This window comes from Nocardia sp. NPDC127526, assembly GCF_042672265.1.
Taxonomy (GTDB): Bacteria; Actinomycetota; Actinomycetes; order Mycobacteriales; family Mycobacteriaceae; genus Nocardia.
On the sequence record NZ_JBHXVO010000005.1, the window covers coordinates 308,702 to 333,080 of the forward strand.

Here is a 24,379-nt window from a genome sequence, read left to right on the forward strand (position 1 = left end):
TGGGCTGATGCGGCAGGTGTGGGAATCGTGGGGGGACGTGCTCGTGGTGTGGGCGATCGCGGTGCCGGTCGTCGCGTTCGGGGCGGCGGGTCTGGCACGGATGCGGATGCGGCGCGGGCGGACTCCCGGCGAAGCGTTGCGATGGTCGATCGCGGAGGCGGGGATACTGCTGGGGACCTTGCCGTGGATATGGATGATCCTCACCCCCGCACATGGCGAGCGGAAGGTGATCCTGGTTCCGTTCCGGGATTTGATCGCCACGGTGATGGAGGCGTCGACCAATACCGTGGTGCAGATCGTCGCCAACACGATTCTCTTCATCCCCCTGGGCTTCTGTCTGCCGCTGCGTTTTCCGTGGTTCGCGGGTGTCTTCCGCATGTTCGCGGTCGGCGCCGCGCTGTCCGCCGCGCTCGAGACCGCGCAGTACGTCTTCGACCTGGGACGGTATTCGTCGATCGACGATGTGCTGATGAATGCCGCCGGTGCGGGAATCGGCGCGTTCCTCTCGACTGTTCATACCCTTCGGAATGCGAAAGTTCCGCTGTCTCCGACGGTTCGACGAGCGTAACCTTCGTACTACGTTCTCCCTCGAGTCCCGAAGCGCGGCTCCGGAGCCACCCGAGCGACTCAGGAGACCGCCATGGTCGACGCCTTTCTGCACATCCCGCCCCCGCGCGCCGGGCGTGCGCGCCTACCCGGCACACCGGTGATCGCCGCACTGGGCAACTACCTCACCCGGCGTCTGCTCTTCGCCGAACTGCGGCTGAATGCGTTGCGAAACGCCATCTTTCGCGACAGGTGAACCTGCGAAGCCGAGACCACGGGGGCACGCTCATGTTGTTTCGTGATCGCCGGGAGGCAGGTCGCCGACTGGTCGATCGACTGCGCGCCTTCCGCGGGCCCGATGTGGCGATGCTCGCCATTCCGCCGGGCGGTGTCGAGGTGGCCCGCGAAGTCGCCGAGACCCTCGATGTACCCCTGTACATCGCCGACGCCCCGGGATCCGGGCACGGTCGTGGTCCGAGCCCGGTGGCCCGGTGCACCGTGGTCGTCATCGCCGATGTGCTCGACGATCCGGCCACGGCCCGCGCCGTCTGCCATCATGCCTACGACCTCGGCGCGATCCGGGTCGTGCTCGCCGCGCCACTGGCCACCGAGCGGGCGGTGGCGGGCCTCACCGAGACCGATTGCGACAAGCTCATATGCCTGGACACCTTGCCCGGCACGCTATCCGGGCTCCACGAAATGCGGTTCGACCGGCTTCGCGCCGGTGACCTGTTCGATGATCTCCGCGGACAGCGCGGAGATCTTGATATTGCGCCGCATCGAGATCTCGCGCAACCGGTCGAACGCGGCCGCCCGGGTGCATCGTTGCTGGCCCATGACAATGCCGAGCGCTTGGTCGATGGTGGAGCGTGAGGCCAGCGTCGCGCGCAGCTGGGTGGTCAGCTTCGCCCGCCGTGCGGCGCCGCGCGCCACATCCAGCAGCACGCCGATGTAGTCGGCGGTCAAGGTCGCCGCGTGCCGGGTCTCGTCGCTGATCCCGGCGCGGCGAGTGGCATAGAGCGCGAGAGTACCGACCTGCCGGTTGTTCACCGCGAGCGGCAGCACACAGATGGAGCGGAATCCCGGAACGGAAACCGCTTCGGCCCCAGAGGATTCGTCGACGCCGGTGCCACCGGGGCCGGGGACGACGACCCGGACCAGCGGCTGCCCGGGCAGCATGCGGGACACGATATCGGGTATCGCGCGCAAAGATTCGGTGACATCGTCTCCGGCGAGCAGCAGCGCTGCCAGCTCCGACATCCCGGCTGCTACGTTATCGAGCATGAACAGCCCTGTGTATCAGCACAATTGGTGACCTCCGGAAACGACTTGGCGAGCCAGCTCCTCGACCGATATTCCGCTGGCGAAGGCACGCGCCCGCAGCAGCGCCCACGCCGAGTCGACGTCGCACCCGCACTGCACCGCCACCTTGCCGACCGCTTGGTGCACATTCGACAGATAGTCGGCCTCCTCGAACAGCGCGCCGCCGAGGCCGAGACCATCGGAATCGGCGGGGCTCGGAGCGAGCAACACCGCATTGGTCAGCACATCGGCCACCTGGCCGGCCGTCGGCGCGATCTCGCGGTGCAACTCGGTGCGGCTGGCATAGGCGCACATGGCGCCGAGCAGACCCGACGAGCGCAGCGGCACCGCGAGCACGGCGCGCACACCGAGATTGGTCAGGGCCGGGCCGAAGTGCGGCCAGCGCACCGGCAGCTCGTCGGGGTGGGCCAGCACGAGGTCGTTGCCGTTCAGCACATCTCGCGCCGGCCCCTCCTCCATGGTCAGCTCCAGGTCGTGGGCCGTGCGGGCGGTACTGTCCGAGGCCGCCACCAGCAGTTCCTCCCGTTCGGGGCCGAACAGGGTGATCGCTGCGCCGTCCACGCCGAGTTGAGCGGCGACGGCCGACATGAACACCGGGCGCGAGGTCGCACGGCTGCCGGTCAGCCAGCGCTGCAAACGGCGCGCGTAGTTCTGGTGCAGCCGCGCGCAGGACAGGTGGCGCTCCTCGATGCCCCGATACAGTTCGGCCATGCGCTCGCGGAGCGGTTGCAGGCTCAACGGGGCCTGCGTGGACTGCATTTCGAACCTTGTAGCAATGGCTGCCGCCCGTGCGGCGCGTTCGCGTTCGGCGCTGTACTCCTGCCATTCGCGGACGATCAAGGCCGGATAGTCCGGGTCGCTCGGCACGTAAAAAGGGTACGCTCACCAGCCCGGTAGCGCGGTCAATCAGTCCATACGCGCGTCCGGGCTCGCCGTGGACTCCTCCATCAGCAGCACCACGCCGTCCCGGCTCCCGTCCAGCGGCGAGCAGACGATCGAGCAGACGATCGGCCGCCCGAGCCGATTCCGCGCCGGAATATCCAGCGGCCCAACGCGTCTGCCGGTTTTCAGGCACTGTTGCAGGCTTTCGTGGATCAGCTCGGTCGGCAAGCCGAAATCCAGCGTGAAGAAGCTCTCGTTCTGCACCTCCTCGGAACGCAATCCCCACAGCTCCTCGGCGCCCCGGTTCCAGCTGCGTACGCGCAGATCGCCATCGATGACCACCACGCCGGCGCCGACGCTGTAGAGGACGCCTTCCAAAAACGTTCGGGCCTCGTCCAATTCGTCGGTGCGCAGGCGCATCTCCTCGTTCATGGTCTCGAGTTCCTCGTTGCCGGATTGCAATTCCTCGTTGGTGGTCTCGAGTTCCTCGTTGGTGGACTGGAGTTCCTCGTAGGCGGTCTCGAGCTCCTCGCGCTTGATCTTGACTTCCATCGAGAGCCGAGTGGAGAACGTGGTGTCGACGAAGGTGACCGCCACACCGACGCCGGTCCCGTCCGCGGCCCACAGCGGCTGAATGTGCACCTCGAAGTACTGGACCTCCTCCGGGCCCAGCTTGCGTTCAGCGGAGTTGATCCGGATGGCGCGGTGCTCGCTGATCGCCTGCTCGATGAGGGACCGCAATTCCACCGGCCGATACGAGATCTCCAGTTCGCTCAGTGGCCGGCCGACATCGTGCACCGCCATGCCGAACTGGCTGCGCATCTGGCTGTTGATGATCGAGACCCGGCCGTCGGCGTCGATGCCGAGCATCCCGAACGGCGCGGTCTCGAGTGCCAGGTCACCGAGCTGCCGCTTCTTGACCAAGCCTTGCACCTCCTGCCCCAGTTCGCCGTCGAGCCGGGCGGGACCGGGCAGATACGCGGGCCCGGTCTGCCCCGCCCGGCGGCGGAAAATCCGCTGGCGCATATTGGTGACCTCGAATCGTTCACCATCGGAGACCAATAGTTCGGCCTTCCCGAGAAACAGGAAACCGCCCTCGCGGACCGCGAAGTGGAAACGGTCCACGATCTGCGTCTGCGCCTCGACATTGAAGTACATCAGGGTATTCCGGCACACCAGCAGGTCGAGGCGGGAAATCGGCGCGTCGCGGGTGATGTCGTGACGGCCGAAGATGACCCGCCGCCGCAGATCGGAGCGGAAGGCGAACTTGTCGCCCACCGGTTCGAAATACCTGTCCCGCAGCTGCTTGGACATCTTCTCCAGCGCGCGAGCGGGGTAGATGCCGGCGCGGGCCTCGCGCAGCGCCTCCTCGTCGACATCGGTGCCGTAGATCTTGATCCGGCGTGCGGCCTCCTCGAGACCGAGCACCTCGGCCAGGGCGATGGCCAGCGAATAGGTTTCCTCGCCGCTGGAGCAGCCGGCGCTCCAGATCCGGATCTCGTCGCCCGGATCACCGGCCGCAATGATCTCGGGCAGCACCTCGCGCTGCAGATACTCCCAGGATTCCAGATCCCGGAAAAAACTCGTCACATTGATCAGGATGGTGTTGAACAGATGGCGGAATTCCTCGGCATTGCTCTCGAGCAAATCCCGGTAGTCGAGGTAATCCCCGACTCGCACCTCGTTCATGCGCTTGCGAATGCGTCGGGTCAGCGACGAGCGCTTGTATCCGGTGAAATCGAATCCGCGGGAATCACGAATGAAAACCAGCAGGTCCTCCAGCGCGGCGTCGGCCGCCGGGTCGGCGGTCTCGCTCGGTTCGGACATGATCTCCTTCTTCGACTCGGTCATACCTCACCCGGCTCCACCAAACCACGGACGACCGCGGCGATCTCGTCCAGCGGCAGGACCAGATCCGCCGCCCCGGTCGCCCGGGCCGCCGTGGGCATTCCCCGGAACTCCGCGTCCTCGGGATCTTGCACGATCACTGTGCCACCTCGGGATTTCACCGCGCTCACTCCCATCGCGCCATCGCTGCCGGTGCCGGTGAGCACCACCGCGATGGCGCGGGCGCCGTAGGCGCCGGCGACCGATTCGAACAGCAGATCGGCCGAGGGGCGCACGAAATGCACGAGTTCGCTGCTGGACAGGGTCAGCACGCCGTGCGGCTCGACCAGCAGATGGTAGTTCGGCGGTGCGATGTACACCGTCCCCGGCTCGGCCGTCACCCCCGCCCTGGCCAACTCGACCCGCAGTCCTGTTCTGCGGCCGAGCAATTCGGCGATGATCGTCCGGTGGCGGGGATCGAGATGCTGCACGACCAACACGGGGATCGGCAAGGTGGCGGGCAGGGCCCCGAGTACCCGGATGAGCGCGCCGATCCCCCCGGCCGAGGACGCGATGGCGACCACGCTGTATTTGTCGGCGGCGTCGTCGGTGTTCATGGTCGGCGCCGCGATGCCGGACGAATCCACGGCACCGCGGGCGGCAGCAGACATCCGGGCACGGCCCAATCGTAGTCCTGCCGGGCGCTCCCGCTCAGCGCCCCACCGTGCCACCGGTGCGCCGCGATCAGCCGCCCCGGCCCCTTGACGTGCCGATTTGCATTGGCACCCCGGTTGTACGCTAAAGTTCTGTCCCGCAAGCCGATCGGCTCCCAGAGCCCCGGCAAGCGAATGCGGATGTAGCGCAGCTGGTAGCGCATCACCTTGCCAAGGTGAGGGTCGCGAGTTCGAATCTCGTCATCCGCTCAACGGGGGATTATCATGCGCGATTAGCTCAGCGGGAGAGCGCTTCCCTGACACGGAAGAGGTCACTGGTTCAATCCCAGTATCGCGCACCAGAGCACAGCGGAAGGGCCCGGTTTCGACCGGGCCCTTCCGCTGTTTCGGTCTGTGCGCGTCCGGACGCCTCGCCGTGCGTGCACCACTGTTTGCTGTGCGTGCAAACCTCGCGCCGCGGCGGGGTGTTCGCGCAGATCCGACCGTAATCTCCGGAGTGTGATGGTGGCGGTTGGTTTCGGTGACAAGGGATTCGGCATGCTCGTGCACGACACGGCCTTGATCGCTCCGCACGAGCGGGTCGAGGCGGTGAACGCGGTCTTCAATGACAAGGAGAGCCCGCAGGCGGTGACGTATGCGACCGAGGCGGTCGGGCGGCATCGGATGTATCTGTACGACCTCGGGCCGGGGGTGCATGTGCTGCGCAACAGCGGGACCGGGCTGTACATCGTGCGCAATGCCCGGCATGTCGCGCAGGGGGCGCCGGAACAGTTCGCGCTGTTCATGCAGCTGCGCGGATCGGGGCTGCTGACGGCGGTGGAAGGGCAGGGGGTGATCGAGCCGGGCCGGCTGAGCCTGCTGGATACGACGCGGCCGTATTCGTATCGGCAGTCGGCCTCCAGTGATCACAAGGTGGTGATCCTCGAACCCGGGCTGCTGGGATTGCCGGTCGATGTCATCCGGTCGGCCGCTGCCGCATTGCCGTCAAGTCCGGTGTATCCGCTGGTGCGGGCGCATTTCCTGGAGTTGTGCAATACGCCGACGGAGCTGCCCGAGGAGGCGGCGTTCGCGGTCGGGCAGGCCACGGTGCAGTTGATCCGGGCGCTGGTCGCCACGGCGGCGCGCGACAGCCGGCGCGGCGAGGCCATGGACGATTCGCTGCTGCTGCGCATCGGGCTGTTCATCGACGCGCACCTGCACGATCCGGGGCTGGATCCGCGCCGGATCGCTGCGGCGCACAGTATTTCGGTGCGGCAGCTGTACTACCGGTGGTCGCGCGCGGGCCACGAGCCGGGGCTGGCCGAGTGGATCCTGCGGCGGCGGCTGGAACGCGCCGGTCAGGTGCTCGCCGATCCGGGCAATGACGCGCCCATCGCGGCGGTGGTGCGGGCGTGCGGGTTCACCAATGTCAGTCACTTCCATCGGCGTTTCCGCGAGCGGTACGGCATGACGCCACGGGAGTGGCGGGAAGCGCATCGCCTCGGAGAAGGAGTCGGGCAATGACCCGCAAGCGTGTCGGGGTGCTGTTGTTCGACGGCGTGAAGATGCTCGACTTCGTCGGCCCGGCAGAGGTTTTCGTCGAGGCCAATCAGTCGCTGCCCGCCTATGAGGTGGTGTTGCTGTCCCCGGACGGGCGGCCCGTGCAGACCTCGGTCGGCGGGCCGGTGGGCGTCGCGGCCGCGGCGGCGGACGCGGGGGCATTCGACACCGTGGTGATTCCCGGCAGTGAGTGGGCGCCCGCGCGATTCGTGACGCCGGAGTTGCTGGCGGCCGCCGGCGGGCTGGCGCGGCGGACCCGGCGGCTGACCTCTATTTGCAGCGGCGCGTTCGTGCTCGCGCAGCTGGGGCTGCTGGACGGGCGGCGGGCCACCACGCACTGGAAGTTCACCAAGGACCTCGCCGCGCGGTTTCCGGAGATCGACGTCGATCCCGATGCCATCTATGTGCGCGACGGCCACATCTACAGCTCCGCGGGCGTCGCGGCGGGCGTGGATCTCGCCCTGGCCCTGGTGGAAGAGGATCACGGCGCCGATATCGCGCGCCGGGTGGCCCAGTCGCTGCTGGTGTACATGCAGCGCGCGGGCGGGCAGTCCCAGTTCTCGGCGGCGGCGACCGGGCCGCTGCCGCGCAGCCCGCTGGTGAGCAAGGTCGCGGATCTGATCTGGTCGGATCCGGTGTCGCCGTACACGGTGGAATCCCTTGCGGCGCATGCGCGGGTGAGCCCGCGGCATCTGACCCGGCTGTTCCGGACCGAGCTGGACAGCTCCCCGGCCGAGTACGTGAGCTTCGTGCGCTTCGCGGTGGCGCGGGACAAGCTGGAGGCCGGGCATACGGTCACCGAGGCCGCCATGATCTCCGGATTCGGCAATAGCGAGGCCATGCGGCGGGCCTTCATCATGCGGCTGGGGATCTCGCCCAAGAAGTATCAGCAGCGCTTCCGGTCGGCCATGCGCAGCGCGGGCTGACCTCCCGGCGTCGCGGGGCCTTGTCCGGATTTCAGGTCTTCGTGTCGCATTCGGTGGGGCGAATCTCCCTGGCCCTCAATAAAACTGTGAGGCGGAGGGGGTGCAGCCGAGGAGAGGCGAGATCATGACCGGAAAACGAAAAGCCCTGGTGGCGGCGATGGCCGTGGCGGCGGCGAGCGCGATCGCCGCGGTCCCGGCCGCCGCCGCACCCACGGCCCCGACCATCGTGCTGGTGCATGGCGCGTTCGCCGACGCCACCAGCTGGGACGGCGTCGCCGCCGCGCTGCGCGCCGACGGGTCCGAGATCACCGCTTCGCACGCCTCGCTCGTCTCCCAGCCCGCCGTCGTCGCCGGCTTCATCGAACAAGCCGCCCAGTAGAGGGAATTCGCCGTGACCACACCGTCCTCCATCGACGCGCACACCCGCGAGCAGATCGCCCGCGCCAATGAGAGCGGCCGCACGCCAGTGGTTTTCATCCACGGCCTGTGGCTGCTGGCCAGCAGCTGGGACCGCTGGGCCGAGGTGTTCGCCGCCGCCGGCTACGCGCCCGTGACCGCCAATTGGCCCGATGACCCGGAGACCGTCGCAGCGGCCCACGAACACCCGGAAGCGTTCGCGGGCAAGACGATCGGACAGGTCGCCGATCATGTCGCGGCCGTCATCGGCGAGCTGTCCCGCAAGCCCGCGGTCGTCGGGCACTCCTTCGGCGGCTTGCTCGCCCAGATCATCGCCGGGCGCGGCCTGTCCGTCGCCACCGTCGCCATCGATGCCGCGCCCTTCCGTGGCGTGCTGCCCCTGCCGATCAGCTCGCTGCGCGCCGCCGCACCGGTGCTCACCAATCCGGCCAATCGCCATCGCGCGGTCCCGCTGACCTACGAGCAGTTCCGCTACTCCTTCGCCAATGCGGTCGGCGAGGACGAAGCGCGGCAGCTCTACGACACCTTCGCCGTCGCCGCCCCCGGCGCACCGCTGTTCCAGGCCGCCGCGGCCAATCTGAACCCGTGGTCGGAGGACAAGGTCGACACCGAGAATCCGGAACGCGGCCCGCTGCTGATCATTTCGGGCGAGAAGGACAACACCGTGCCGCGCGCCATCAGCGAAGCGGCCTTCCACAAGCAGCGGAGGAACCCGGATGTCACCGAGTTCGCGGAGATCCCGGGCCGCGGGCACGCCCTCACCATCGACAGCGGCTGGCGTGAGGTCGCCGAGGCCGCGCTGAAGTTCGTGCAGCGCTTCGCCTGAGCCGTCAGGCGTAGTCCCAGCAGCGCGTGTAGAGGCGGGGAATCCGGAACAGCGATCGGGTCCCCGTCTCGGTCTCCCGCACCACGCGTTCGAGGAAGCCGAGACGCTCGAGCAGGCGAACCTGTTCGCTGATCTTGCCTTCGGATTCCTCGAAGAGGTCGGCGACTTCGTGGAGTGCGAATTCGGTGAGTTTCCCGGCGCGGCAGTTCAATACGAACGACGGCGCGACTTTGAAGTCGTTGACGACCTCGGAGAAGCTCAGGTCGGAGACCTTCGTCATGGCGGGTGTCACCGAGTCTTCGGGGAAGAGCGGCAGGTCGGTGACGTACTCGTCCGACTTGTTCGACAGTTCGCGGGTCAGATGCAGGAGCAGTACGGCCGAGCGCGGTGAGATGTCGCCGTTTCCATTGCGCAGCGAGTCGATCAGCCAGCGGTCGATCGGCCGGCCCTCGATCTCGGTCGGGAAGATCATCTCCAGAGCGGCGCGGATCTTCAGGGAGCCGTCCGCATTTCGCGCTCGGTCGGCCAGTTTCGCCAACTCCTCATTGGCGAGCACACGACGGATCAGCACCTGCAACCACTGATCCTCGGACCACTCCAGGGTGAGCGTCCGCGACACCACCTTGTTCTTCTCTTGAATGTCGTACAGCTCGAAAAGGTCGGTCCGCAGAAAGATGGTGAGGCCGATGTTCTCGAACAGCGATACGCGCCCTTCGGCCTGCAAAAGGGACTGCACCACGGCTTCCTGTTTGGCCCGATCATATTTGAAGGTCTCGTCGATGCGGTCGAACAGCACGAGCACCCGCCGCCCCGCCTGCCGCAGGGTGTGATCCGCCTCCCGCAGAAACGCTTCGACATCCACTTCGGCCCTGCGCGAACCGGTTTCGGCGCCGGAGGGCAGTTGGGTTTCGAGATTGACCGGTCCCACCGCGAATTTCACGCTCGTACCGCGCAGGGGATGAACCAGCGCGCGGAGCATCCGGCGGCCCGGCCCGGGCGGCTCGGCCATGCCGAGGGCGGCGCGCAGATCGGCGGCGTCGCGGCGCAGTCGCTTCGAGGCGGAGGCGGGCAGCGCCGACGCCACCACGGAGGCGACGACGATCAGCCAGACGGCGCGCAAACCGTCCACATCGAGCCAGGAATCGCCATCGACTATGCGATGCAGCAGCTCACCGGTATTCGCCACCGGACGCACATCGATTCGCGTACGGTCCACCGACTCATCGGTGCACAGCTTCCGGAATATCGCGCTCTTGCCGGAGCCGCGATCGCCGATGACGAGGGAGCGGCGCTGGCCGACAATCGCTTTCAGCTTTCCGCGGTGGACGAAGCTGCGGTCCAGAAACTCGTCGCGTTCGGCTTCCTCGGATCCGAACGTCAAGTCCGCCAATCGAAATCGTGGGACGAGAATGCGGGCGGCGAGAATCGCGCGCTTGTGCGGCTCCCCCATTGTCACCGACGAATCGTCCACGCCCGCGACATACAGTGGTCGCAGCCCCAGCCGTACCGCGGCGAGCAGATTGCGGACCTCGTCCTCCGGGATGGAGGTCTTCGCGGCCAGGGCGACTATCGTCTCCGAGCCGCCGGCGAGGGCGATCTCCTCGAGCAGCCGGGCGGTCTTCGCGGGTTCCGGCGACGCATCGATCGCCTCGTCCACGCTGTCGCCCAGCGATCCTGCCCGGGCGAATGCCGAGGACGCGGCAGGCATCGCGCCCACGTCGGACGGTGGCGCGCCGGGTGCGGGCGGAGCGGCCTGGCCCCACGATCCGTTCGGCGCGACGCCCGGTAGCCGGATCACCTGCAAGGCCGCGAAGCGGCGATACTCCCGGAAGTCCTCGCGGGCGGCGAGCACGAACTTCCAGTCGCCGAGCAGCGAGGTGAGCTCCTCGATCGCTGCGGCGAAACGCGACGGGCTGGCCGTATCGTCGAGGGAATCCAGCAGCAGCACCGGTGCGGGAAGACGGTCGGCGAAGCGTTGCAGGAATGCCGCCGTCTCGCGGATCGGCGGAGCGCCGGCGGAAGAACGCAGAAAACGCGTCGTTCCGACGAGCCGACCATAGGACGACGCCGCGATCACCGTCACGATGCGTTCCCCGACCCCGTCCGGATAGCGCAGCCCGGCAAGGGGTACCAGGAAGACGGCGCGGCCCCGGCGGTTCAGCGACTCCTCGAGTACGCGCAGCAGGGTGGTCTTTCCCGAGCCCATCGGCCCGAGCAGCAGAGCACCCCCGGATTCGGGCTCGGTAACGCTGCGCAGCAACAGCTCGAACTCGCTCGGACGCTCAACCGGGTCCATATCCCCCACATCGCTCTCTGATCCGGAACCCACACCGGAAAGCAGACCCTACCCGCACCCGGCTGGACTTACACTGCGGCCGTGCGGCTTTGGGTGAAAGTGGCGGTTCTCGCCGTATGGCTGCCCGCCGCCCTGATCGCCGGGCCGGTCATCGGCCTCCGCGATACCGATCCGGGCAATATCGCCGGCGGGCTGGTGACGATCTCGAGTGTTTTCGCCACGGCCTGGCTCTGGTCGAGTATTTCCGAGCAGCCCAGCTGGAAGGCGCCCCTGGCGGCGGCCGTGCTGACGACCCTCCCGCTGATTCTGATCGTGCCCGCCCACATCTCCCATGCCTACCGCGCGGCGTTCACCGAGCCACGGGAAGTCATTGCCGTGGAAACCGTGTGCCGGAAAGTCAAAGGCGTGTGCACCTTCCACACCGCCATCGCCACCCTCGATGGCGAGCGACTCCCCCACACCGTGGCACGCGCAGGTTTCGAGCCCGGCGAAGTCATTGTCGTGCGCTGGGATCGCAACAGCTGGGCAACGCCACAGCTGAGCGATGCCGAGCCCGATCGCCCGTTGGTCCCGCTATGGGCGGCGCTACCGTTCCTGCTGCTGTACGCGGCATGCACCGTCTATTTCGCCCGCGCGACCCGAGGGCGACCGAAGTCACCGGGCCCGAACTTGCCCGGATAGCGCATTGTTTGCCATGGTGGAAGGCGGTTCCGCTCTGGAACCCCGGACGAGGGAGCCGTACCCGGCGCGCGACAAGACGGCCTCGGAGGTCTGTCATGTCTTGGGTGATTCTTGTGCTGTCCGGCGCGCTGGAAGCCGTGTGGGCCACCGCGCTGGGGAAGTCCGAAGGGTTCTCGCGCCTCGGCCCCACCGCGCTCTTCGGTGTGGCATTGATCGGCAGCATGGCCGGCCTGGCGTGGGCGATGCGCGATCTGCCGGTCGGTACGGCGTATGCCGTGTGGGTCGGCATCGGCGCGGTGCTGACCGTCGTCTATTCGATGGCGACCGGCGGCGAGGCCGTCGGCTCGCTGAAGGTCCTGCTGCTGGCGGGCATCGTCGCCTGCGTGGTGGGCCTGAAGCTGATCTCGTAGTCACACAGCACGACTGACGCATATCCGATCGCTGCGAGAGCAGTCTCGCCACTTGCGAGCACAGGCGCGGCACCGGACGGGAATCCGTGGCTCGTGCGGAGAACGAAGGTCAAGCGCGCCTAGCGCAGGCGCGGTGAAAGGGATGCCGCGGGCGAAGTTGTCCGCCTCCCGGCTGGTGATTAGCATCGGGCGGGACGCCCGGATCGGCGCATGCTCGGTTTCGGTGGTGGATGAGGGGGTGTGAGGGTGGATTCGCAGCAACGGGCCGCTCGCGCCCGGCAGGTCGATGAGGCGATGTCGAAAGTGCGTGGGCGTGCGCAGGAGTCGCGGGGGATGGTGGTTGTCGAGACGGATGCGTACGGGACGATCACGGACCTGCGGATCGATCCCGAGGCGATGAAAGCCGATGCCGCCCGACTCGCCGCCGTGATCTCACGCTGTCATCGCCGAGCGAGGGAGCAAGCCGAAGCCGAAGCCGCCCAGTTACTGGGGCAGCTCGCACACGACAGCCGGCCAGCGGCGCCCACCACCGGAACCCCGCAATGGGAAGAGGCTGCGCCGCTTCGAATCACGTATCGGATGTAGCCGGAATTCGGTTGGGCACGGAATTCCTGATGAGGGAGGCTGGGTAGTGGCGGATGAGCGGTTGCGGGTCGATCCGGCGGCGTTGGAGCAGGCGGCCAATGGCATTACGGGAATGATCGATGCGCTGGCGGAGGTGGGGTTCAAGGAGACCGCCGCGTCCGGGCGTGGGTTGGCGTTGCTGGCGTTGTCGGCCCTGGAGGCGGGCAAGGCGTCGGTGCAGACCGAGTTCGAGTCCTATACCGAGCGGTGGTCGTGGGGTGTGCGGGCGCTGGTGCAGTCGGGCAACGAGATCGCGCAGGCGTTGGGGTTGGCGGCGGGCCGCTATCACGCGATGGATGCCAAGGCCGAGGAGATGTTCAAGGTGTTGTGGACCAACCTGGCCAGCAACCCGCACCTGACGCGCGATCAGATCGCTGCCCGGGATTGGGGTGACACGTTCTCCGATAATGCGTTCACGCAGGTGCTCAATGCCGATTACAGCCGGGAATCGTTCGACCGGGCGGCGATTGCCACACAGATGAACATGGAGATCATTCAAGCGGTCGGGCCGCAGGCGGCGGCCAACCTGGGTGTGGTGGCCAATCCGGCGACGCTGGTCACGGACGTCGACGGCATGCCGGCGCCGGGCTGGAACACGGGCGCGGCCGCGCAGGTCGAGCAGATCCAGAAGAAGTACGAGCCGCTGCTGAATCCGCAATCCAGTCAGGGGGAGTAAGCCGGGCGTGGGTATCGGGGACTGGCTCGGGGACAAGGTCAATCAGGTCGGGGAGGCCGTCGAGGATGCGGCCGAAACCGCCACCGCGAAACTCGGCGAGGCGGTCGACGATGTGCTCGACGTCGGCGCGGACGCCGCACACGGACTCGGGTGGGATTCGCTCGGCGAGTCCCTCGACGATCTGGGTGATCAGGTGTCCTCGGCGCTGGGCGGTGAGGTCGAGGAGCGCGAGCTGGGCGAGACCGAGGACCCGAAGGAGCTGATCCGCGGGGAACCGTCGGCGATCACCGAGGCCGGCACCAGTCTCGGGAAGCTGTCGACCGCGGCGGATCAGACCGGGGAGGGGTTGCGTGCGGTCGGGAATGTGAACGACTGGGAGGGCTTGGGCGCGGACGGTTTTCAGGTCGGGTTCTCCCCGCAACCCGGGAAGTGGACCGAGGCCGCCGACGCGTTCACCGATGCCAAGACCGCGTTGGACGCATGGTCGGCGGCGGTATTCGCGGCCCAAGGATTGGCCGCGGATGCGATCGCGCAGTGGAATGCGGCCGTGCAGGAGCGGCGGCGGGTGCTGGCGCGGTGGAATTCGCTCTCGGATGAGGAGAAGGCCAGGACCACGGTCGTCGACACCTGGTCACCAATGTTCCAGGCCGCGCGGGACACCCTGGCGCGAGCCCGGACCAACCGTGATACCGCTGCGGCGACAACGGTGACGGCACTTTCGGCGGCCAAGGCGCTCGCGCCGGAGGAGCCGCCGTTCATCTCGCGCATGGGCGCCGATCTCGAAGATCTGGGGCAGATCGGCGAATACGCGAAGTTGAGCTTCATCGACGGGCTCTCGACCGCGGGATCGGGACTGGTGCAGTTCGTCCGGCAACTCAACCCTACCGATGTCTACAACCTGACTCATCCGGGTGAGTACCTGGAGAATTTGTCGAATATGGCCGGGGGCCTGGTGACCACCGCCGCCGACCCGGGACCGGCGGTCGACGCGATGATCGACGACGCGAAGGGCAACCCGTTCGAGGCGCTGGGCGCGTTGACCTTCGACGCGGTGACCGCCATTCCGACCGGCGGCGCCGGGCTGGCCACCAAGCCGGTGTCGCTGCTGAACAGGGTGGACAATCTCGCCCCGTCGCCCCATGCGCCGACTCGCACACCCGACCTCGGCCGGACGGCGCCGGACAGATCCGGCTCGCCGGTCGATCACCATGCCGATACCAGCAGCGGTGTGCCGCAACGGGATACGCCAGATATGGCGGACCAGAGCCCACGGGACGTGGACGCTCCGCCGCAGGATCGCGGTGCGGGCGCAGCCCCGGAACCGGCGCGTCCCGACGCGAATGTGCAAGCGGCACATCAGGATCAACCCGCGCCCGCGCGCGAGCAGCCCAGCGGTCGCAAGCACACCGACGATGACGGCGGCGGGCAGGTCGAGGTGTCGGACGGGCGAGGGCAGCCCAGCCCGGACTCACCGACGGCGCGGCCCGATACGACAGTCGACACGCCCGGTCCTCGCGCCGGCGAGCCGTCGGCGGGGTCCGGACTCGACGACCCGGCCACGCCCGGTACGCGGCCGGACTCCGACCCACCCGGACCGGAGCGCGACACCTACACTCCACCAACGCATCTCGATCAGACGCCCGACGCACCGGCGCAACACCCGGACGACTCGACCGGACCGGCACGAGCCGACGACCCGGCTACCCCCGGCACACGTCCGGACTCCGACTCCCCCGCGACCCGCCCAGCCGGTGACGCTCCTGCACCGGCACGCGCCGACACCAATATCACTCCCGACGGTACGGGTCCGGTGCACACCGATCCCGGCACGAACAGCCCTGGGCACCAACCGGATTCCGAGCCAGGCTCACCGGCGACAACCCGATCCGATGCCCCAGACACCGAACCAGGCGGCCACACACCCGCCGAGGGAACCGGGCGCGCCGACACCACCGGCTCCGCGCCCGAACGGGCTGTGGAACCCAGTTCTCGCGCGGACGAACCGACTGCGGGGCCCGTATCCTCGACCGCCCCTTCAGCCCCGGTGCGGGATGCTCCCGGGTCCGTGACCCGCCCGGATCCGGTCGCCGGTCCGGCACGGGCGGACAGCCCGTCCGGCCGAGGTCCGTCGTCTCCAGCGTCGGTCAGCCCCGCCCACCACGGCCCGGGAACCAGCAACCCGGCACCGGGCGCCCGGCCTGCCCCGGACACCCCGGCAGGTCCTCGCCCACACCCCGGTGACGCGACAACTCCACGCACCAACCTGGACGCCGGAAACCCGCCGCGCCCGCATTCCGACGCCCCGGACACACCACGCCGCGACCCCGAACCCGGCGCACACACCGAACCTGAGCACGGATCGTCTCCCGATAGCGACTCCCCTCATAGCCGCGATCCCGATACGCGTGGCGACCACGACGATGCCGGTGACCGGCCGCACGACCCGAAAAACCACGAGCCGAGCCCCGAACCCGACAACCAAGGCGGGCAACCGGATTCGGATTCACCGCAGGACCCATCCGACCCCAACCGCGATGTCGCCGATGCGGCCGGAGACCCGGCGAATACGCAAACCGCTCGTGACGTCGCCGAATGCGGTGACCCGGTCGATGCGGCGACGGGCGAATTCCTGCTGCCCGAAACCGATCTCACCCTGCCGGGCGTGCTGCCGCTGGTGTTGCGGCGGCGGCATCGCTCGAATTATCGGTGGGGCCGCTGGTTCGGGCCCACCTGGTCCTCGACATTGGATATGCGGGTGGTCGTCGACGCCGAGCAGGTGACCTTCCTCGGCGAGGACGGGCTCCTGCTCGCCTACCCGCACGCCGACCCCGGTGCCGCGGTGCCGCCACTCACCGGCGGGGTGCGGTACACGTGCGTGCGCGCTGATACCGGCACCTACCGCGTCGCCGATCCCGAACGCGAGATCATCTGGCATTTCGCTCCCGAGCCCGGCCTCGACGGGATGTTCGGGGTGTATCTGCTCGCGGCGATCACCGATCGGCACCGCAATCGCATTCGATTCCATTACGACGCCGACGGCGCGCCGGCCGCGATCACGCACAGTGGCGGCTACCGAGTCGAGATCACCACCGATCCCGGCATCGGACGGGTCACGGCACTCACCGTCCTCGACTCGAGCCGAACGTCCAGCGGCAGCGGCGGTTTCGACGATGCCGAGGGGGCCGGCCAGTTCGGTTCCGATCACCCTGAGCGCGTGGTGGTGCGTCGATTCGGTTATGCGGCCGGCAATCTGGCGGCAGTGACCAATGGCGCCGGTGCCACCACCGGTTACACCTACGACGACCGCGACCGCATGCTGTCGTGGACCGATTCCCGCGGCACGTCGATGGTCAACACCTACGACAGCGCCGGTCGGGTGATCCTGCAACACGGCACAGACGGCATCCTCAACGCCGGATTCGACTATCTCGCCTACCCCGACGGTTCCGGCCACCTCACCCGCCACATCAATTCCCAGGGCGCGGTCACCACCCGGGGATTCGACCACGATCTGCGCGTCCGCGACATCATGGACCCGGCGGGTGGGCACACCCGCATCGACTACAACGCCGCCCGAAAACCTCTGCGGGTCACCGCCCCCGACAACGCGGTCACCCACTACGCCTACACCGCCGACGGCGACGTCACCCGCATCGTCCGCCCCGACGGTCTCGCGATCGATATCGACTACGCCTGGCGCAATCGGCCGGAAACGATCACCCACCCCGACGGCAGCACCGAGCACCGCGACTGGGACGCACACGGAAACCTCACCGCCACAACTGACCTCGGTGGAATCCGCACCGCCTACACGTATCACCCGGGTGGCGCGGTCGCCACGATCACCGAACCCAATACCGCCCGTACCGCTATCACCGTCGACACGGCAGGTCTTCCGATTACGGTGGTCGACCCGCTCGGCGCCACCACCCACATCGTTCGCGACGGCTTCGGCCGCCCCATCGCGGTCACCGACCCCCTCGGCCACACCACCCGCTATCTCTGGTCCGCGGAAGGGAAACTCCTCCGCCGCCTCGACCCCGACGGACACCACGAGTCGTGGACCTACGACGGCGAAGGCAACCTGCTCACCCACACCAACCGCGCAGGCGGCACCACCGAATACACCTACGGCAGCTGGGATCTGCCCGTCTCACGGACGGACCCCGACGGCTCCACCACCCGCTACTCCTACGACACCGAATGCCGTCTCACCGCAGTCTCAAACCCCCTCGGCCACACCTGGCACTATCGCTACGACTCCGCGGGCAGACTGGCCTCGGAGACCGACTATAACGGGGCGACCTCGCAATACACCTACGATCTTGTCGGTCGTACGACCGCTGTGGTGCGACCGACCGGCATCATTCACCGACACACTCACGACATTCTGGGACACCTGACCGAGATCTGCACCGATTTGGGGGATTGGATCCGCTATGAGCACGACCCAGCGGGTCGGCTGCTGTCGGCGCTCAATGGTCAAGGCGAAACCATCACTCACAAACTCGAATTCACTTACACAGACTCCGGGCAGCAATCCTCCCAGCAACTCGATGACCAAGCGCCCATGCGATCCGAGTTCGACCAGCTGGGCCGCCGCACCCGCCGAATCACCCCCAGCGGCGCGGAAACCCGCTGGTTCTACGATTTTGCCAGCCGCCCTAGCGGCATGATCGCCGACGGGCACGACATCAGCTTCACCCACGATCTATCCGGCCGACTATCCCGCTGGCAGATCGACGAACTAGCCATCGAGAACGCCCACGACTCGGTCGGACGCCTTCTACGCCAGGACGTGATCGCCAACCCGGTACGACTTCTCAACCTCGGACTAGACACCAGCTCCAGCTCCGGCCCCCGAAAGCTACGCACCGACGAATACGCTTGGCGGCCCGACGGGCACATCACTCACCACGCCACCCACCACGCCGATGGCAGACCGCTCAAACGCGACTACCACCTCGACTCGCTAGGCCGCGTCACAACCGTCACCCACAACGGCGCCTCCACCGAGAGGTTCGACTACGACCCGCTGAGCAACATTGTTCGCAGCCAGAGCCCCGCACTCTCCGGCACGGCGACGGCGATCGCCGAACTCCACTCCGAACCTCTTGAACTGGTCGACGACGGTCGCCGTGAATATCGCAACAACCTCCTGATCCGTGACGGTCGCACTCGCTACCACTACGACGAATCCGGCCGCTTGATCCGCAAGACCACCACCCGGCTGTCTCGCAAGCCGGACGTTTGGCACTATCGCTACAACAGCTTCGACCAGCTCACCGACGTCTGGACCCCCGACCACCAATGGTGGCATTACACCTACGACGCACTCGGCCGTCGTGTCACCAGGCAACGTCTCGCTGCTGACGGCGCAGTCCTCGAACGTTGCGATTACTGTTGGGACGGAACATCTCTCGTCGAGCAGACCACCAGCGATGCTACGACGCGCTGGCACTATCAACCGGGAACTCATACACCACTGGCCCAGACCGACCAAGCTGCGATTGATCGCCAGTTCTACGCCATCGTCACCGACTTCGTCGGAACACCTGTCGAACTCATCGACCCTGCGACCGCGCGCTCCACGGCCGCTGCGTTCACCACGTTATGGGGATCCACCAACTGGTGCGGCGAGGCCGCGACACCACTCCGATTTCCGGGACAGATACTCGACGCCGAAACAGGACTTCACCACTCGCTATACCGCACATACGACCCGGACACCGGCAGATTCCTCACCCAGGATCCCCTCGGGCTGGCACCCGCACCCAATCCGAACACCTACCCAAACAACCCCACTCGATGGATCGACCCGCTCGGCCTGACTCCATGTGACCCTTATCGCATGGAACGAGTCTCGGGCGATGAGGTCGGATCGCTGTTCCACTACACGAATGAGCGTGGCCACGAAGGGATTCTGGACAGCGGAGAACTCAACCCATCGACGAAGGAGCACAACCCGAACGATGCCCGATTCGGTGATGGACAGTACCTATCGGATATTCAACCTGGAACGAAGACAGCAGGCCAGTTGTCGCACGCGTTCCTGCGGGTGCCCTGGGCTGGGCACAAGTACACTCACTTCTTGGAAATTGATGTACGCGGCCTGGACGTATGGCGATCGATAGAGCGGCCGGACGTGTATCTAATCCCCAATCAGGCTGCGCTGGATCTATCCGGACGAATACTCAGACATGGAAAGAACTGACATATGAAATACTGGAAAGTAATCTGGCACCATGATTTCGACGCCGAACCGATCGTAATCTTCAGCGAGATCGCCGAAGACGGGTACGAAACCCGTAAGGTTCAAGAGTATCGCGATGGCCGCCTGTTGCGTACCGATGGCACCGACGAGACTGCGGAGATAGGATTGAGCGAAATCCCCGTCGGCGAGATCGAAGACGTTGCCGCACAGCCGGAATTCTCCGCATTCGTAATCTCGCCCGAACAGTTCGATGACGTGTGGGGTCGAGCGGTGTCCAAGCGAGACGGATAGTTCGATTGACTCGAAATGTGGTCATATCAAGAACTTCGAACCGCAAGTGCTGAAGGACTTGGCGCCTTTGCGCTGGCTTGTGCAGAACGCGGCAGCGGAATCCTTCAGAAACTCGCGGACGACGGGGACACAGAGGCGTTCTCACGGATTCTCGAAGGAACTGGCCAATCAATTCAGCCCGGGCAACAGAGTGCTCATGGCCCAAGGCAAAGCCCCGTTTGTCGCCGACTCCCAGTCGGTCGGCGGCGCAACAAGGTACAACCTACACCACATAAATCCGATCCATAACGGCGGAGGAGTCTACGATCTGGACAATCTAGCCGTCGTAACCCCACGCTTCTATGCCGAGATACTCGACCCAGAGTTCGACTACAACCGCTGAGGTGAAACATGGCGGCATTGGACAGGGAACAACTCATCGAACTCATCACCCGGCTCTACGAAGGCCAGGGTGACGAAATTCAGCAAGACGCATGGCTGCAGACGCTCAAAGACTCGTTAGCCGACCCCCGGATCGGCGACTACATCTTCTGGGACGACTCGGACCCCCGACTGACACCGGAGCAGATCGTCGACAAGGCACTGGCGTACCGGCCGATCGCGCTCGGCGGTCCTGAATAGGTCGTTCAACACGATCTATCTGTCACAGAATTATGCGGCGACCGAGTCGTCCTTTGCTTATGAATCCATAATGGGTGGCCGCTCGGGAGGGAGTGCAACATGATGGTCGACGAGGATGCGGTTCGTGCTGTGCGGCCGTATACGCCGGTGTTTCTGGCGATTTATGACCTGTGGGTGATTCGGTTGTCGGATCGGTTTGCGTGGCGGTGTCCGGCTGAGGCCATGCTTGCGGCATACGACAAGCATTTTGGGCGGCGGCATCTCGAGGTTGGGCCTGGGTCGGGGGTGGTATCTGGTCAACGCGCGGCGGGTCGCCGGGGCCGTCGTCACCTTGATGGATCTGAACCCGGTCCCGATGGAGCACACTCGGCGGCGTCTGCGCGGCAAGGGATGTGAGGTACGAGCCGTTACCGGTAACGTGCTCGATCCGGTGCCCGACAGCGCGGGGATTGGTTTCGATTCCGTCGGGGTGAACTTCGTGATGCACTGCGTGCCGGGCTCTTTCGCGGAGAAAGGTGTCGCGTTCGCGCATTTTGCGCGAGTACTTGCCAAGGATGGCACGTTGTTCGGGTCGACGATCCTGAACCAGCGGCCGCGCACGCTGTTCGGGCGTGCGCTTACCGCTGCTTACACACGCGTTGGGGCGTTCAACAACGCCGCCGATGATCGAGTTGGGCTGGAGGCGGCGTTGCGGGCAGCGTTCGCCGAGGTTGAGATCACCGACGTCGGTGACGTCACGTTGTTCTCGGCTCAGCGGCCGCTTCGCTGATCGTGATGGGGTCAGCGCCAACAGGGTTCGTTATGGGTTGGTGAGGTTGCCGTCGATTACGTTGGCGGTGAAGGCATCCCACTCGCCAGGAGCGAAGACCAGTGCGGGGCCGGTGGGATTCTTGGAGTCGCGGATGCCGACCGCTCCCCCCTCGAGCCAGGCCACCTCAACACAGGTCGAACTGCCTTCGCTGTAGCTGCTTTTGAACCACGTCATCGCGGATAGGTTACCGTTCACCACGTTCGTGCTCCTTCGCTACCTGCCGCAACAGGCTTCTGCTTTCTGTATCACCCAGACATGTACCCCGGATGGCCGTAGCAAGCTCACTATAGAGCCGCACATCGTCGGTCTTCTCGAGGTAAACGTCTTGGGACAGCCCGCCATCCATGTAAACCACCGGGGGTTCGATCGCCTCTCCTCTGGCGTTCCGGTCGAACTCCAGGAGGATGAACGAGCCGTGCGGCCGTCCCCACGTCAGGCCCGCGCTGTACGGGTGGATTCGGATCGTGATGTTGGGGCGCTTGGACATCTCGGCCATATGCCGCAACGCTCCCGCCATGACATTCGGGCCACCGATCACCCGGTGGAGCACCGACGCATGGAGCACGACGTCCATCTCTACCGGGTTCGTCCGGCGCGTGATCAGCACCTGGCGTTTCATTCGATACTCAACGCGCGTATCTATGTCCTCGCGGCTGGTGAAGCTGGGCAATGCACTGATGATCGCTCGCGCGTAGTCGGCCGTCTGAAGCAGGCCCGGGATGTGTTGATCGTGGTAGGTGGTCAACCGCCGGGCGGCGGCCTCGAGCCCGACGTACATATTGAAGGCGCTGCTGTACAGCCCGCCGTAGGCGTGGTACCAGCTCTTGGCCCGTGCTTGTACCGCAAGATCTACGGCGGCCGCGGTCTCGTCTTCCCCGACGTCGTACAGCTTGCACAAGGCGTCGACGTCCTGTTTGCGGACTTTCTGAATCTGCCCGGTCTCGATGCGCTGGAGGACCGCTCTGGACAGGTCGACCAGTTTGGCCGCTTCGGCGATGGTGAATCCGGTCGATTCACGTCGTTCGCGAAGAAACCGCCCGAGTTGGCGGCGCGGAAGGGTCGAGGAAGGACCGTCGTCTTCGATGCTGCTCACGCTCTTCTCCCAGAAATCGAGTCACATCGGATAGGAAAGCGAATCTGACTCCGTCTCGTAAGCGGATCCCACTCTGCGGCAACAGATCAATCATAATCGAGTTCTCGTTTTTGCTGGTCTCTATCGCATGCTGGTGCTGTGCTGGTGGCACGCCGGGCCCGACATTCACCATCGTTCCCGCGCCACGGGTGTACCGGAGCAACGAGAGGCCAAGGAGGCCAGCGATGTTCGGCAACAAGCACACCAATCCATGGGCGGCGCAAACGATCATTGAGCGAGTCGAGCGAGAGAATCGGCGGGCCATTGGTTCCGGTCCCCCGGATCCGGCGGCGGTGGAGTATGCGGTGCGCGGATTGTGGTCGTGTTATGCCGATCCCGGCGAATTGACCACTGCGCAGGCTCATACCGCGATGCAGTGGCATCTCGGGTGTGGGGTGGATCGGTGCCTGGTGCGGCGGCGGGCGCGGGCGGTCTTGGTCGCGGCCGGGCGCATGGTTCTCGATGGGCGGGCCGCGCAGCCGCCGGCGAGAAGGCGCAAGTCGGTGTTCGCGATGATGCGGGTTGCGGTGTTCGGTTATGGGGCGGTGTTTCTCGGGGGGCGTCATGTGTTGCGATGACCCCGACCGGATCGAGATTCAGGTGATCGTGGATGTGCTCGATGCCGTGGAGGCGCGGTTGCGGGAGTGGGAGGGGTGGGGGTGGAGGCTTGCCGTGCCGCGGGTGCGGGTTTATGCGGCCGTGCTGCATGCGGTCATTGTCAGTGCGCGGGCGTCGCATCGGCTGCCTGCCACTCTCGATCGGGCTGACATCCTGGACGTCATCTTCGATGGTGCTGAATCGGCGGGCCGAGACGGTTCGGGGCGGCCGATCGAGGACATCATTAGGCGGCACACCGTGAATCTGAATTGATCGGTCGCTGTCAGGCGGGCGGAGCGAGGGGAATCGCGTCGTAGGGGATGAAGTCGATGGCTTGGATGGTGGGGTCTTGGGAGTTGGGGTCGGGGAGTTGGAGGCGCCAGTCGTTGGCGGACCAGAGGACGGATTGGGTGGTGGAGGCGATGCTGGCGTCGGGGTAGGTGGTGTAGATGGTTACGGCGCTGCGGTCGGGGGTGTAGGAGGCGATTTTGTAGGCGGAGATGCGGGGGGCGGTGGCGGGGTCGGCGGGGGTGGTGATGGAGATTTGGGCTCGGGCGAGGACCCAGGAGTCTTTGGCGGGGCCGGTGATGAGGGTGAGGTTGGCTATTTGGGGCCAGGCGCCGTCGGGGGCCAGGGAAAGCCGAAGCGTGTGGTTGATCGCGGCTAGGGCGGCGCCCTGGGGGGAATGGGAGTAGCCGATGGCTACGGGGGTCGGTTTGGCGGGGCCGTCTTGTGCGCCGATCGGTAGCTGGATGCCTTGGTAGGGCTCCCAGCGGATTTCGGCGGGTGGGCGGGCCGGGTCCGGAGGTGGGGTGGTTGTGGTGGGGGTGACGGCGGGGGTGGGGGTTCCGCAGGCGGAGACGGCGGCGGTGAAGACCAAGGTCAAGAAAAGTTGCGTGAGGTGTGCTGCCTTGGCACGCATGGGAATTCCTTCCGGGAACCGGCGGGCGGGCGAGAGGGATTGCGGCGCACGGCTCTTGCGTGGGTGGGAGCGATATTACGACGCGGGAACCCGTTGCTTGAATTATTCGTTCCGACTGCTCCGTATCCCCTTGTGAGGGGCGCG

The 24,379-nt window shown here is 66.3% G+C and carries 25 protein-coding genes, 2 tRNA genes and 1 riboswitch; of the genes, 19 read left to right on the forward strand and 8 right to left on the reverse strand.

Translation table 11 applies throughout. The annotated features are described in order from the left end of the window. Positions 1-7: 7 nt before the first annotated feature. Both ACFVIV_RS12485 and ACFVIV_RS12490 read left to right on the forward strand, forming a co-directional pair. The gene (locus tag ACFVIV_RS12485; protein WP_379195495.1) at positions 8-568 is read left to right on the forward strand and encodes a VanZ family protein; all 561 of its coding nucleotides are present in this window, start codon (positions 8-10) and stop codon (positions 566-568) included. Between the two features lie 72 nt (positions 569-640). Then, positions 641-802, forward strand: coding sequence for a hypothetical protein (locus ACFVIV_RS12490; RefSeq protein WP_379195497.1), 162 nt, complete (start codon positions 641-643; stop codon positions 800-802). Between the two features lie 425 nt (positions 803-1,227). Here the strand turns inward: ACFVIV_RS12490 and ACFVIV_RS12495 are convergent, their stop codons facing one another. From ACFVIV_RS12495 to ACFVIV_RS12510, 4 genes are read right to left on the reverse strand one after another with little or no spacing between them, the layout of a single operon-like run. Then, positions 1,228-1,806: a GAF and ANTAR domain-containing protein gene (locus ACFVIV_RS12495; protein ID WP_379195499.1), complete on the reverse strand. Its 579-nt coding sequence runs from the start codon at positions 1,804-1,806 to the stop codon at positions 1,228-1,230. Between the two features lie 39 nt (positions 1,807-1,845). Beyond that, a complete protein-coding gene (locus ACFVIV_RS12500; protein ID WP_379195501.1) occupies positions 1,846-2,736 on the reverse strand; it encodes a GAF and ANTAR domain-containing protein in 891 nt (296 codons plus the stop codon). Between the two features lie 39 nt (positions 2,737-2,775). Next, a complete protein-coding gene (locus tag ACFVIV_RS12505) occupies positions 2,776-4,602 on the reverse strand; it encodes a CheR family methyltransferase (RefSeq protein ID WP_379195503.1) in 1,827 nt (608 codons plus the stop codon). Beyond that, positions 4,599-5,249, reverse strand: coding sequence for a chemotaxis protein CheB (locus ACFVIV_RS12510; protein WP_379195505.1), 651 nt, complete (start codon positions 5,247-5,249; stop codon positions 4,599-4,601). The genes ACFVIV_RS12505 and ACFVIV_RS12510 overlap by 4 nt, the downstream gene beginning before the upstream one ends. A gap of 179 nt (positions 5,250-5,428) precedes the next feature. Between ACFVIV_RS12510 and ACFVIV_RS12515 the strand changes: the two genes are divergently transcribed. The 6 genes from ACFVIV_RS12515 to ACFVIV_RS12540 all read left to right on the forward strand — a co-directional run bounded on the left by ACFVIV_RS12515 (position 5,429) and on the right by ACFVIV_RS12540 (position 8,960). Next, positions 5,429-5,501: transfer RNA gene (locus ACFVIV_RS12515), tRNA-Gly, on the forward strand. 17 nt (positions 5,502-5,518) lie between these two features. Then, positions 5,519-5,593 (forward strand) — tRNA-Val (locus tag ACFVIV_RS12520). 160 nt (positions 5,594-5,753) lie between these two features. Then, a complete protein-coding gene (locus tag ACFVIV_RS12525) occupies positions 5,754-6,755 on the forward strand; it encodes a helix-turn-helix domain-containing protein (protein WP_379195642.1) in 1,002 nt (333 codons plus the stop codon). Next, positions 6,752-7,717: a GlxA family transcriptional regulator gene (locus ACFVIV_RS12530; RefSeq protein WP_379195507.1), complete on the forward strand. Its 966-nt coding sequence runs from the start codon at positions 6,752-6,754 to the stop codon at positions 7,715-7,717. Before ACFVIV_RS12525 ends, ACFVIV_RS12530 begins: the two co-directional genes overlap by 4 nt. Before the next feature lie 124 nt (positions 7,718-7,841). Beyond that, the gene (locus tag ACFVIV_RS12535; protein WP_379195509.1) at positions 7,842-8,096 is read left to right on the forward strand and encodes a hypothetical protein; all 255 of its coding nucleotides are present in this window, start codon (positions 7,842-7,844) and stop codon (positions 8,094-8,096) included. Between the two features lie 12 nt (positions 8,097-8,108). Next, positions 8,109-8,960 carry an alpha/beta hydrolase gene (locus ACFVIV_RS12540; protein ID WP_379195511.1) on the forward strand — a complete coding sequence of 284 codons (852 nt, stop codon included), beginning with the start codon at positions 8,109-8,111 and terminating at the stop codon, positions 8,958-8,960. A 4-nt stretch (positions 8,961-8,964) separates the two neighbouring features. Here ACFVIV_RS12540 and ACFVIV_RS12545 read toward each other — a convergent pair whose 3' ends face one another. Beyond that, the gene (locus tag ACFVIV_RS12545; RefSeq protein ID WP_379195513.1) at positions 8,965-11,256 is read right to left on the reverse strand and encodes a P-loop ATPase, Sll1717 family; all 2,292 of its coding nucleotides are present in this window, start codon (positions 11,254-11,256) and stop codon (positions 8,965-8,967) included. 81 nt (positions 11,257-11,337) lie between these two features. Between ACFVIV_RS12545 and ACFVIV_RS12550 the strand changes: the two genes are divergently transcribed. The 9 genes from ACFVIV_RS12550 (at position 11,338) to ACFVIV_RS12590 (ending at position 21,542) form a co-directional block, all read left to right on the forward strand. Then, on the forward strand, positions 11,338-11,937 hold the full coding sequence (locus ACFVIV_RS12550) for a hypothetical protein (RefSeq protein WP_379195515.1): 600 nt from the start codon (positions 11,338-11,340) through the stop codon (positions 11,935-11,937). Between the two features lie 21 nt (positions 11,938-11,958). Then, positions 11,959-12,024, forward strand: a riboswitch (guanidine-III (ykkC-III) riboswitch). 8 nt (positions 12,025-12,032) lie between these two features. Further along, positions 12,033-12,347: a DMT family transporter gene (locus tag ACFVIV_RS12555; RefSeq protein ID WP_379195517.1), complete on the forward strand. Its 315-nt coding sequence runs from the start codon at positions 12,033-12,035 to the stop codon at positions 12,345-12,347. A gap of 246 nt (positions 12,348-12,593) precedes the next feature. Next, on the forward strand, positions 12,594-12,932 hold the full coding sequence (locus ACFVIV_RS12560) for a YbaB/EbfC family nucleoid-associated protein (protein WP_379195519.1): 339 nt from the start codon (positions 12,594-12,596) through the stop codon (positions 12,930-12,932). 46 nt (positions 12,933-12,978) lie between these two features. Next, positions 12,979-13,647 carry a hypothetical protein gene (locus ACFVIV_RS12565; protein ID WP_379195521.1) on the forward strand — a complete coding sequence of 223 codons (669 nt, stop codon included), beginning with the start codon at positions 12,979-12,981 and terminating at the stop codon, positions 13,645-13,647. 7 nt (positions 13,648-13,654) lie between these two features. Next, positions 13,655-19,861, forward strand: a complete 6,207-nt coding sequence (locus tag ACFVIV_RS12570; RefSeq protein ID WP_379195523.1) for a putative T7SS-secreted protein — start codon at positions 13,655-13,657, stop codon at positions 19,859-19,861. A 3-nt stretch (positions 19,862-19,864) separates the two neighbouring features. Continuing rightward, positions 19,865-20,152 carry a DUF6881 domain-containing protein gene (locus ACFVIV_RS12575; RefSeq protein ID WP_379195525.1) on the forward strand — a complete coding sequence of 96 codons (288 nt, stop codon included), beginning with the start codon at positions 19,865-19,867 and terminating at the stop codon, positions 20,150-20,152. Then, positions 20,112-20,534, forward strand: coding sequence for a hypothetical protein (locus tag ACFVIV_RS12580; RefSeq protein WP_379195527.1), 423 nt, complete (start codon positions 20,112-20,114; stop codon positions 20,532-20,534). Before ACFVIV_RS12575 ends, ACFVIV_RS12580 begins: the two co-directional genes overlap by 41 nt. Positions 20,535-20,542: 8 nt before the next feature. Continuing rightward, complete coding sequence (locus tag ACFVIV_RS12585) at positions 20,543-20,773, forward strand: hypothetical protein (RefSeq protein ID WP_379195529.1); 231 nt, start codon at positions 20,543-20,545, stop codon at positions 20,771-20,773. Between the two features lie 268 nt (positions 20,774-21,041). Then, entirely contained in the window at positions 21,042-21,542 is a 501-nt protein-coding gene (locus ACFVIV_RS12590; protein ID WP_379195644.1) for a class I SAM-dependent methyltransferase, read from the forward strand. A gap of 30 nt (positions 21,543-21,572) precedes the next feature. On the opposite strand, the gene ACFVIV_RS12595 is transcribed toward ACFVIV_RS12590, so the two are convergent. Both ACFVIV_RS12595 and ACFVIV_RS12600 read right to left on the reverse strand, forming a co-directional pair. Continuing rightward, positions 21,573-21,758, reverse strand: coding sequence for a DUF397 domain-containing protein (locus ACFVIV_RS12595; RefSeq protein WP_379195531.1), 186 nt, complete (start codon positions 21,756-21,758; stop codon positions 21,573-21,575). Between the two features lie 10 nt (positions 21,759-21,768). Then, positions 21,769-22,677, reverse strand: a complete 909-nt coding sequence (locus tag ACFVIV_RS12600; protein WP_379195532.1) for a helix-turn-helix domain-containing protein — start codon at positions 22,675-22,677, stop codon at positions 21,769-21,771. Positions 22,678-22,901: 224 nt separating this feature from the next. On the opposite strand from ACFVIV_RS12600, the gene ACFVIV_RS12605 reads away from it, so the two are divergent. Together ACFVIV_RS12605 and ACFVIV_RS12610 are read left to right on the forward strand one after the other, a co-directional pair. Beyond that, on the forward strand, positions 22,902-23,294 hold the full coding sequence (locus ACFVIV_RS12605) for a hypothetical protein (protein WP_379195534.1): 393 nt from the start codon (positions 22,902-22,904) through the stop codon (positions 23,292-23,294). Beyond that, positions 23,281-23,586 carry a hypothetical protein gene (locus ACFVIV_RS12610; protein ID WP_379195536.1) on the forward strand — a complete coding sequence of 102 codons (306 nt, stop codon included), beginning with the start codon at positions 23,281-23,283 and terminating at the stop codon, positions 23,584-23,586. Before ACFVIV_RS12605 ends, ACFVIV_RS12610 begins: the two co-directional genes overlap by 14 nt. Before the next feature lie 10 nt (positions 23,587-23,596). Here the strand turns inward: ACFVIV_RS12610 and ACFVIV_RS12615 are convergent, their stop codons facing one another. After that, positions 23,597-24,235, reverse strand: coding sequence for a hypothetical protein (locus ACFVIV_RS12615; protein WP_379195538.1), 639 nt, complete (start codon positions 24,233-24,235; stop codon positions 23,597-23,599). Between the last annotated feature and the right edge of the window lie 144 nt (positions 24,236-24,379).

Coding starts and splice junctions, on each gene's coding strand:
- ACFVIV_RS12485 (WP_379195495.1), top strand. CDS start 8: ATGCGGCAGGTGTGGGAATCGTGGGGGGACGTGCTCGTGGTGTGGGCG.
- ACFVIV_RS12490 (WP_379195497.1), top strand. CDS start 641: ATGGTCGACGCCTTTCTGCACATCCCGCCCCCGCGCGCCGGGCGTGCG.
- ACFVIV_RS12495 (WP_379195499.1), bottom strand. CDS start 1,806: ATGTCGGAGCTGGCAGCGCTGCTGCTCGCCGGAGACGATGTCACCGAA.
- ACFVIV_RS12505 (WP_379195503.1), bottom strand. CDS start 4,602: ATGACCGAGTCGAAGAAGGAGATCATGTCCGAACCGAGCGAGACCGCC.
- ACFVIV_RS12510 (WP_379195505.1), bottom strand. CDS start 5,249: ATGTCTGCTGCCGCCCGCGGTGCCGTGGATTCGTCCGGCATCGCGGCG.
- ACFVIV_RS12525 (WP_379195642.1), top strand. CDS start 5,754: ATGGTGGCGGTTGGTTTCGGTGACAAGGGATTCGGCATGCTCGTGCAC.
- ACFVIV_RS12530 (WP_379195507.1), top strand. CDS start 6,752: ATGACCCGCAAGCGTGTCGGGGTGCTGTTGTTCGACGGCGTGAAGATG.
- ACFVIV_RS12535 (WP_379195509.1), top strand. CDS start 7,842: ATGACCGGAAAACGAAAAGCCCTGGTGGCGGCGATGGCCGTGGCGGCG.
- ACFVIV_RS12545 (WP_379195513.1), bottom strand. CDS start 11,256: ATGGACCCGGTTGAGCGTCCGAGCGAGTTCGAGCTGTTGCTGCGCAGC.
- ACFVIV_RS12555 (WP_379195517.1), top strand. CDS start 12,033: ATGTCTTGGGTGATTCTTGTGCTGTCCGGCGCGCTGGAAGCCGTGTGG.
- ACFVIV_RS12575 (WP_379195525.1), top strand. CDS start 19,865: ATGAAATACTGGAAAGTAATCTGGCACCATGATTTCGACGCCGAACCG.
- ACFVIV_RS12580 (WP_379195527.1), top strand. CDS start 20,112: ATGACGTGTGGGGTCGAGCGGTGTCCAAGCGAGACGGATAGTTCGATT.
- ACFVIV_RS12585 (WP_379195529.1), top strand. CDS start 20,543: ATGGCGGCATTGGACAGGGAACAACTCATCGAACTCATCACCCGGCTC.
- ACFVIV_RS12595 (WP_379195531.1), bottom strand. CDS start 21,758: ATGACGTGGTTCAAAAGCAGCTACAGCGAAGGCAGTTCGACCTGTGTT.
- ACFVIV_RS12605 (WP_379195534.1), top strand. CDS start 22,902: ATGTTCGGCAACAAGCACACCAATCCATGGGCGGCGCAAACGATCATT.
- ACFVIV_RS12610 (WP_379195536.1), top strand. CDS start 23,281: ATGTGTTGCGATGACCCCGACCGGATCGAGATTCAGGTGATCGTGGAT.
- ACFVIV_RS12615 (WP_379195538.1), bottom strand. CDS start 24,235: ATGCGTGCCAAGGCAGCACACCTCACGCAACTTTTCTTGACCTTGGTC.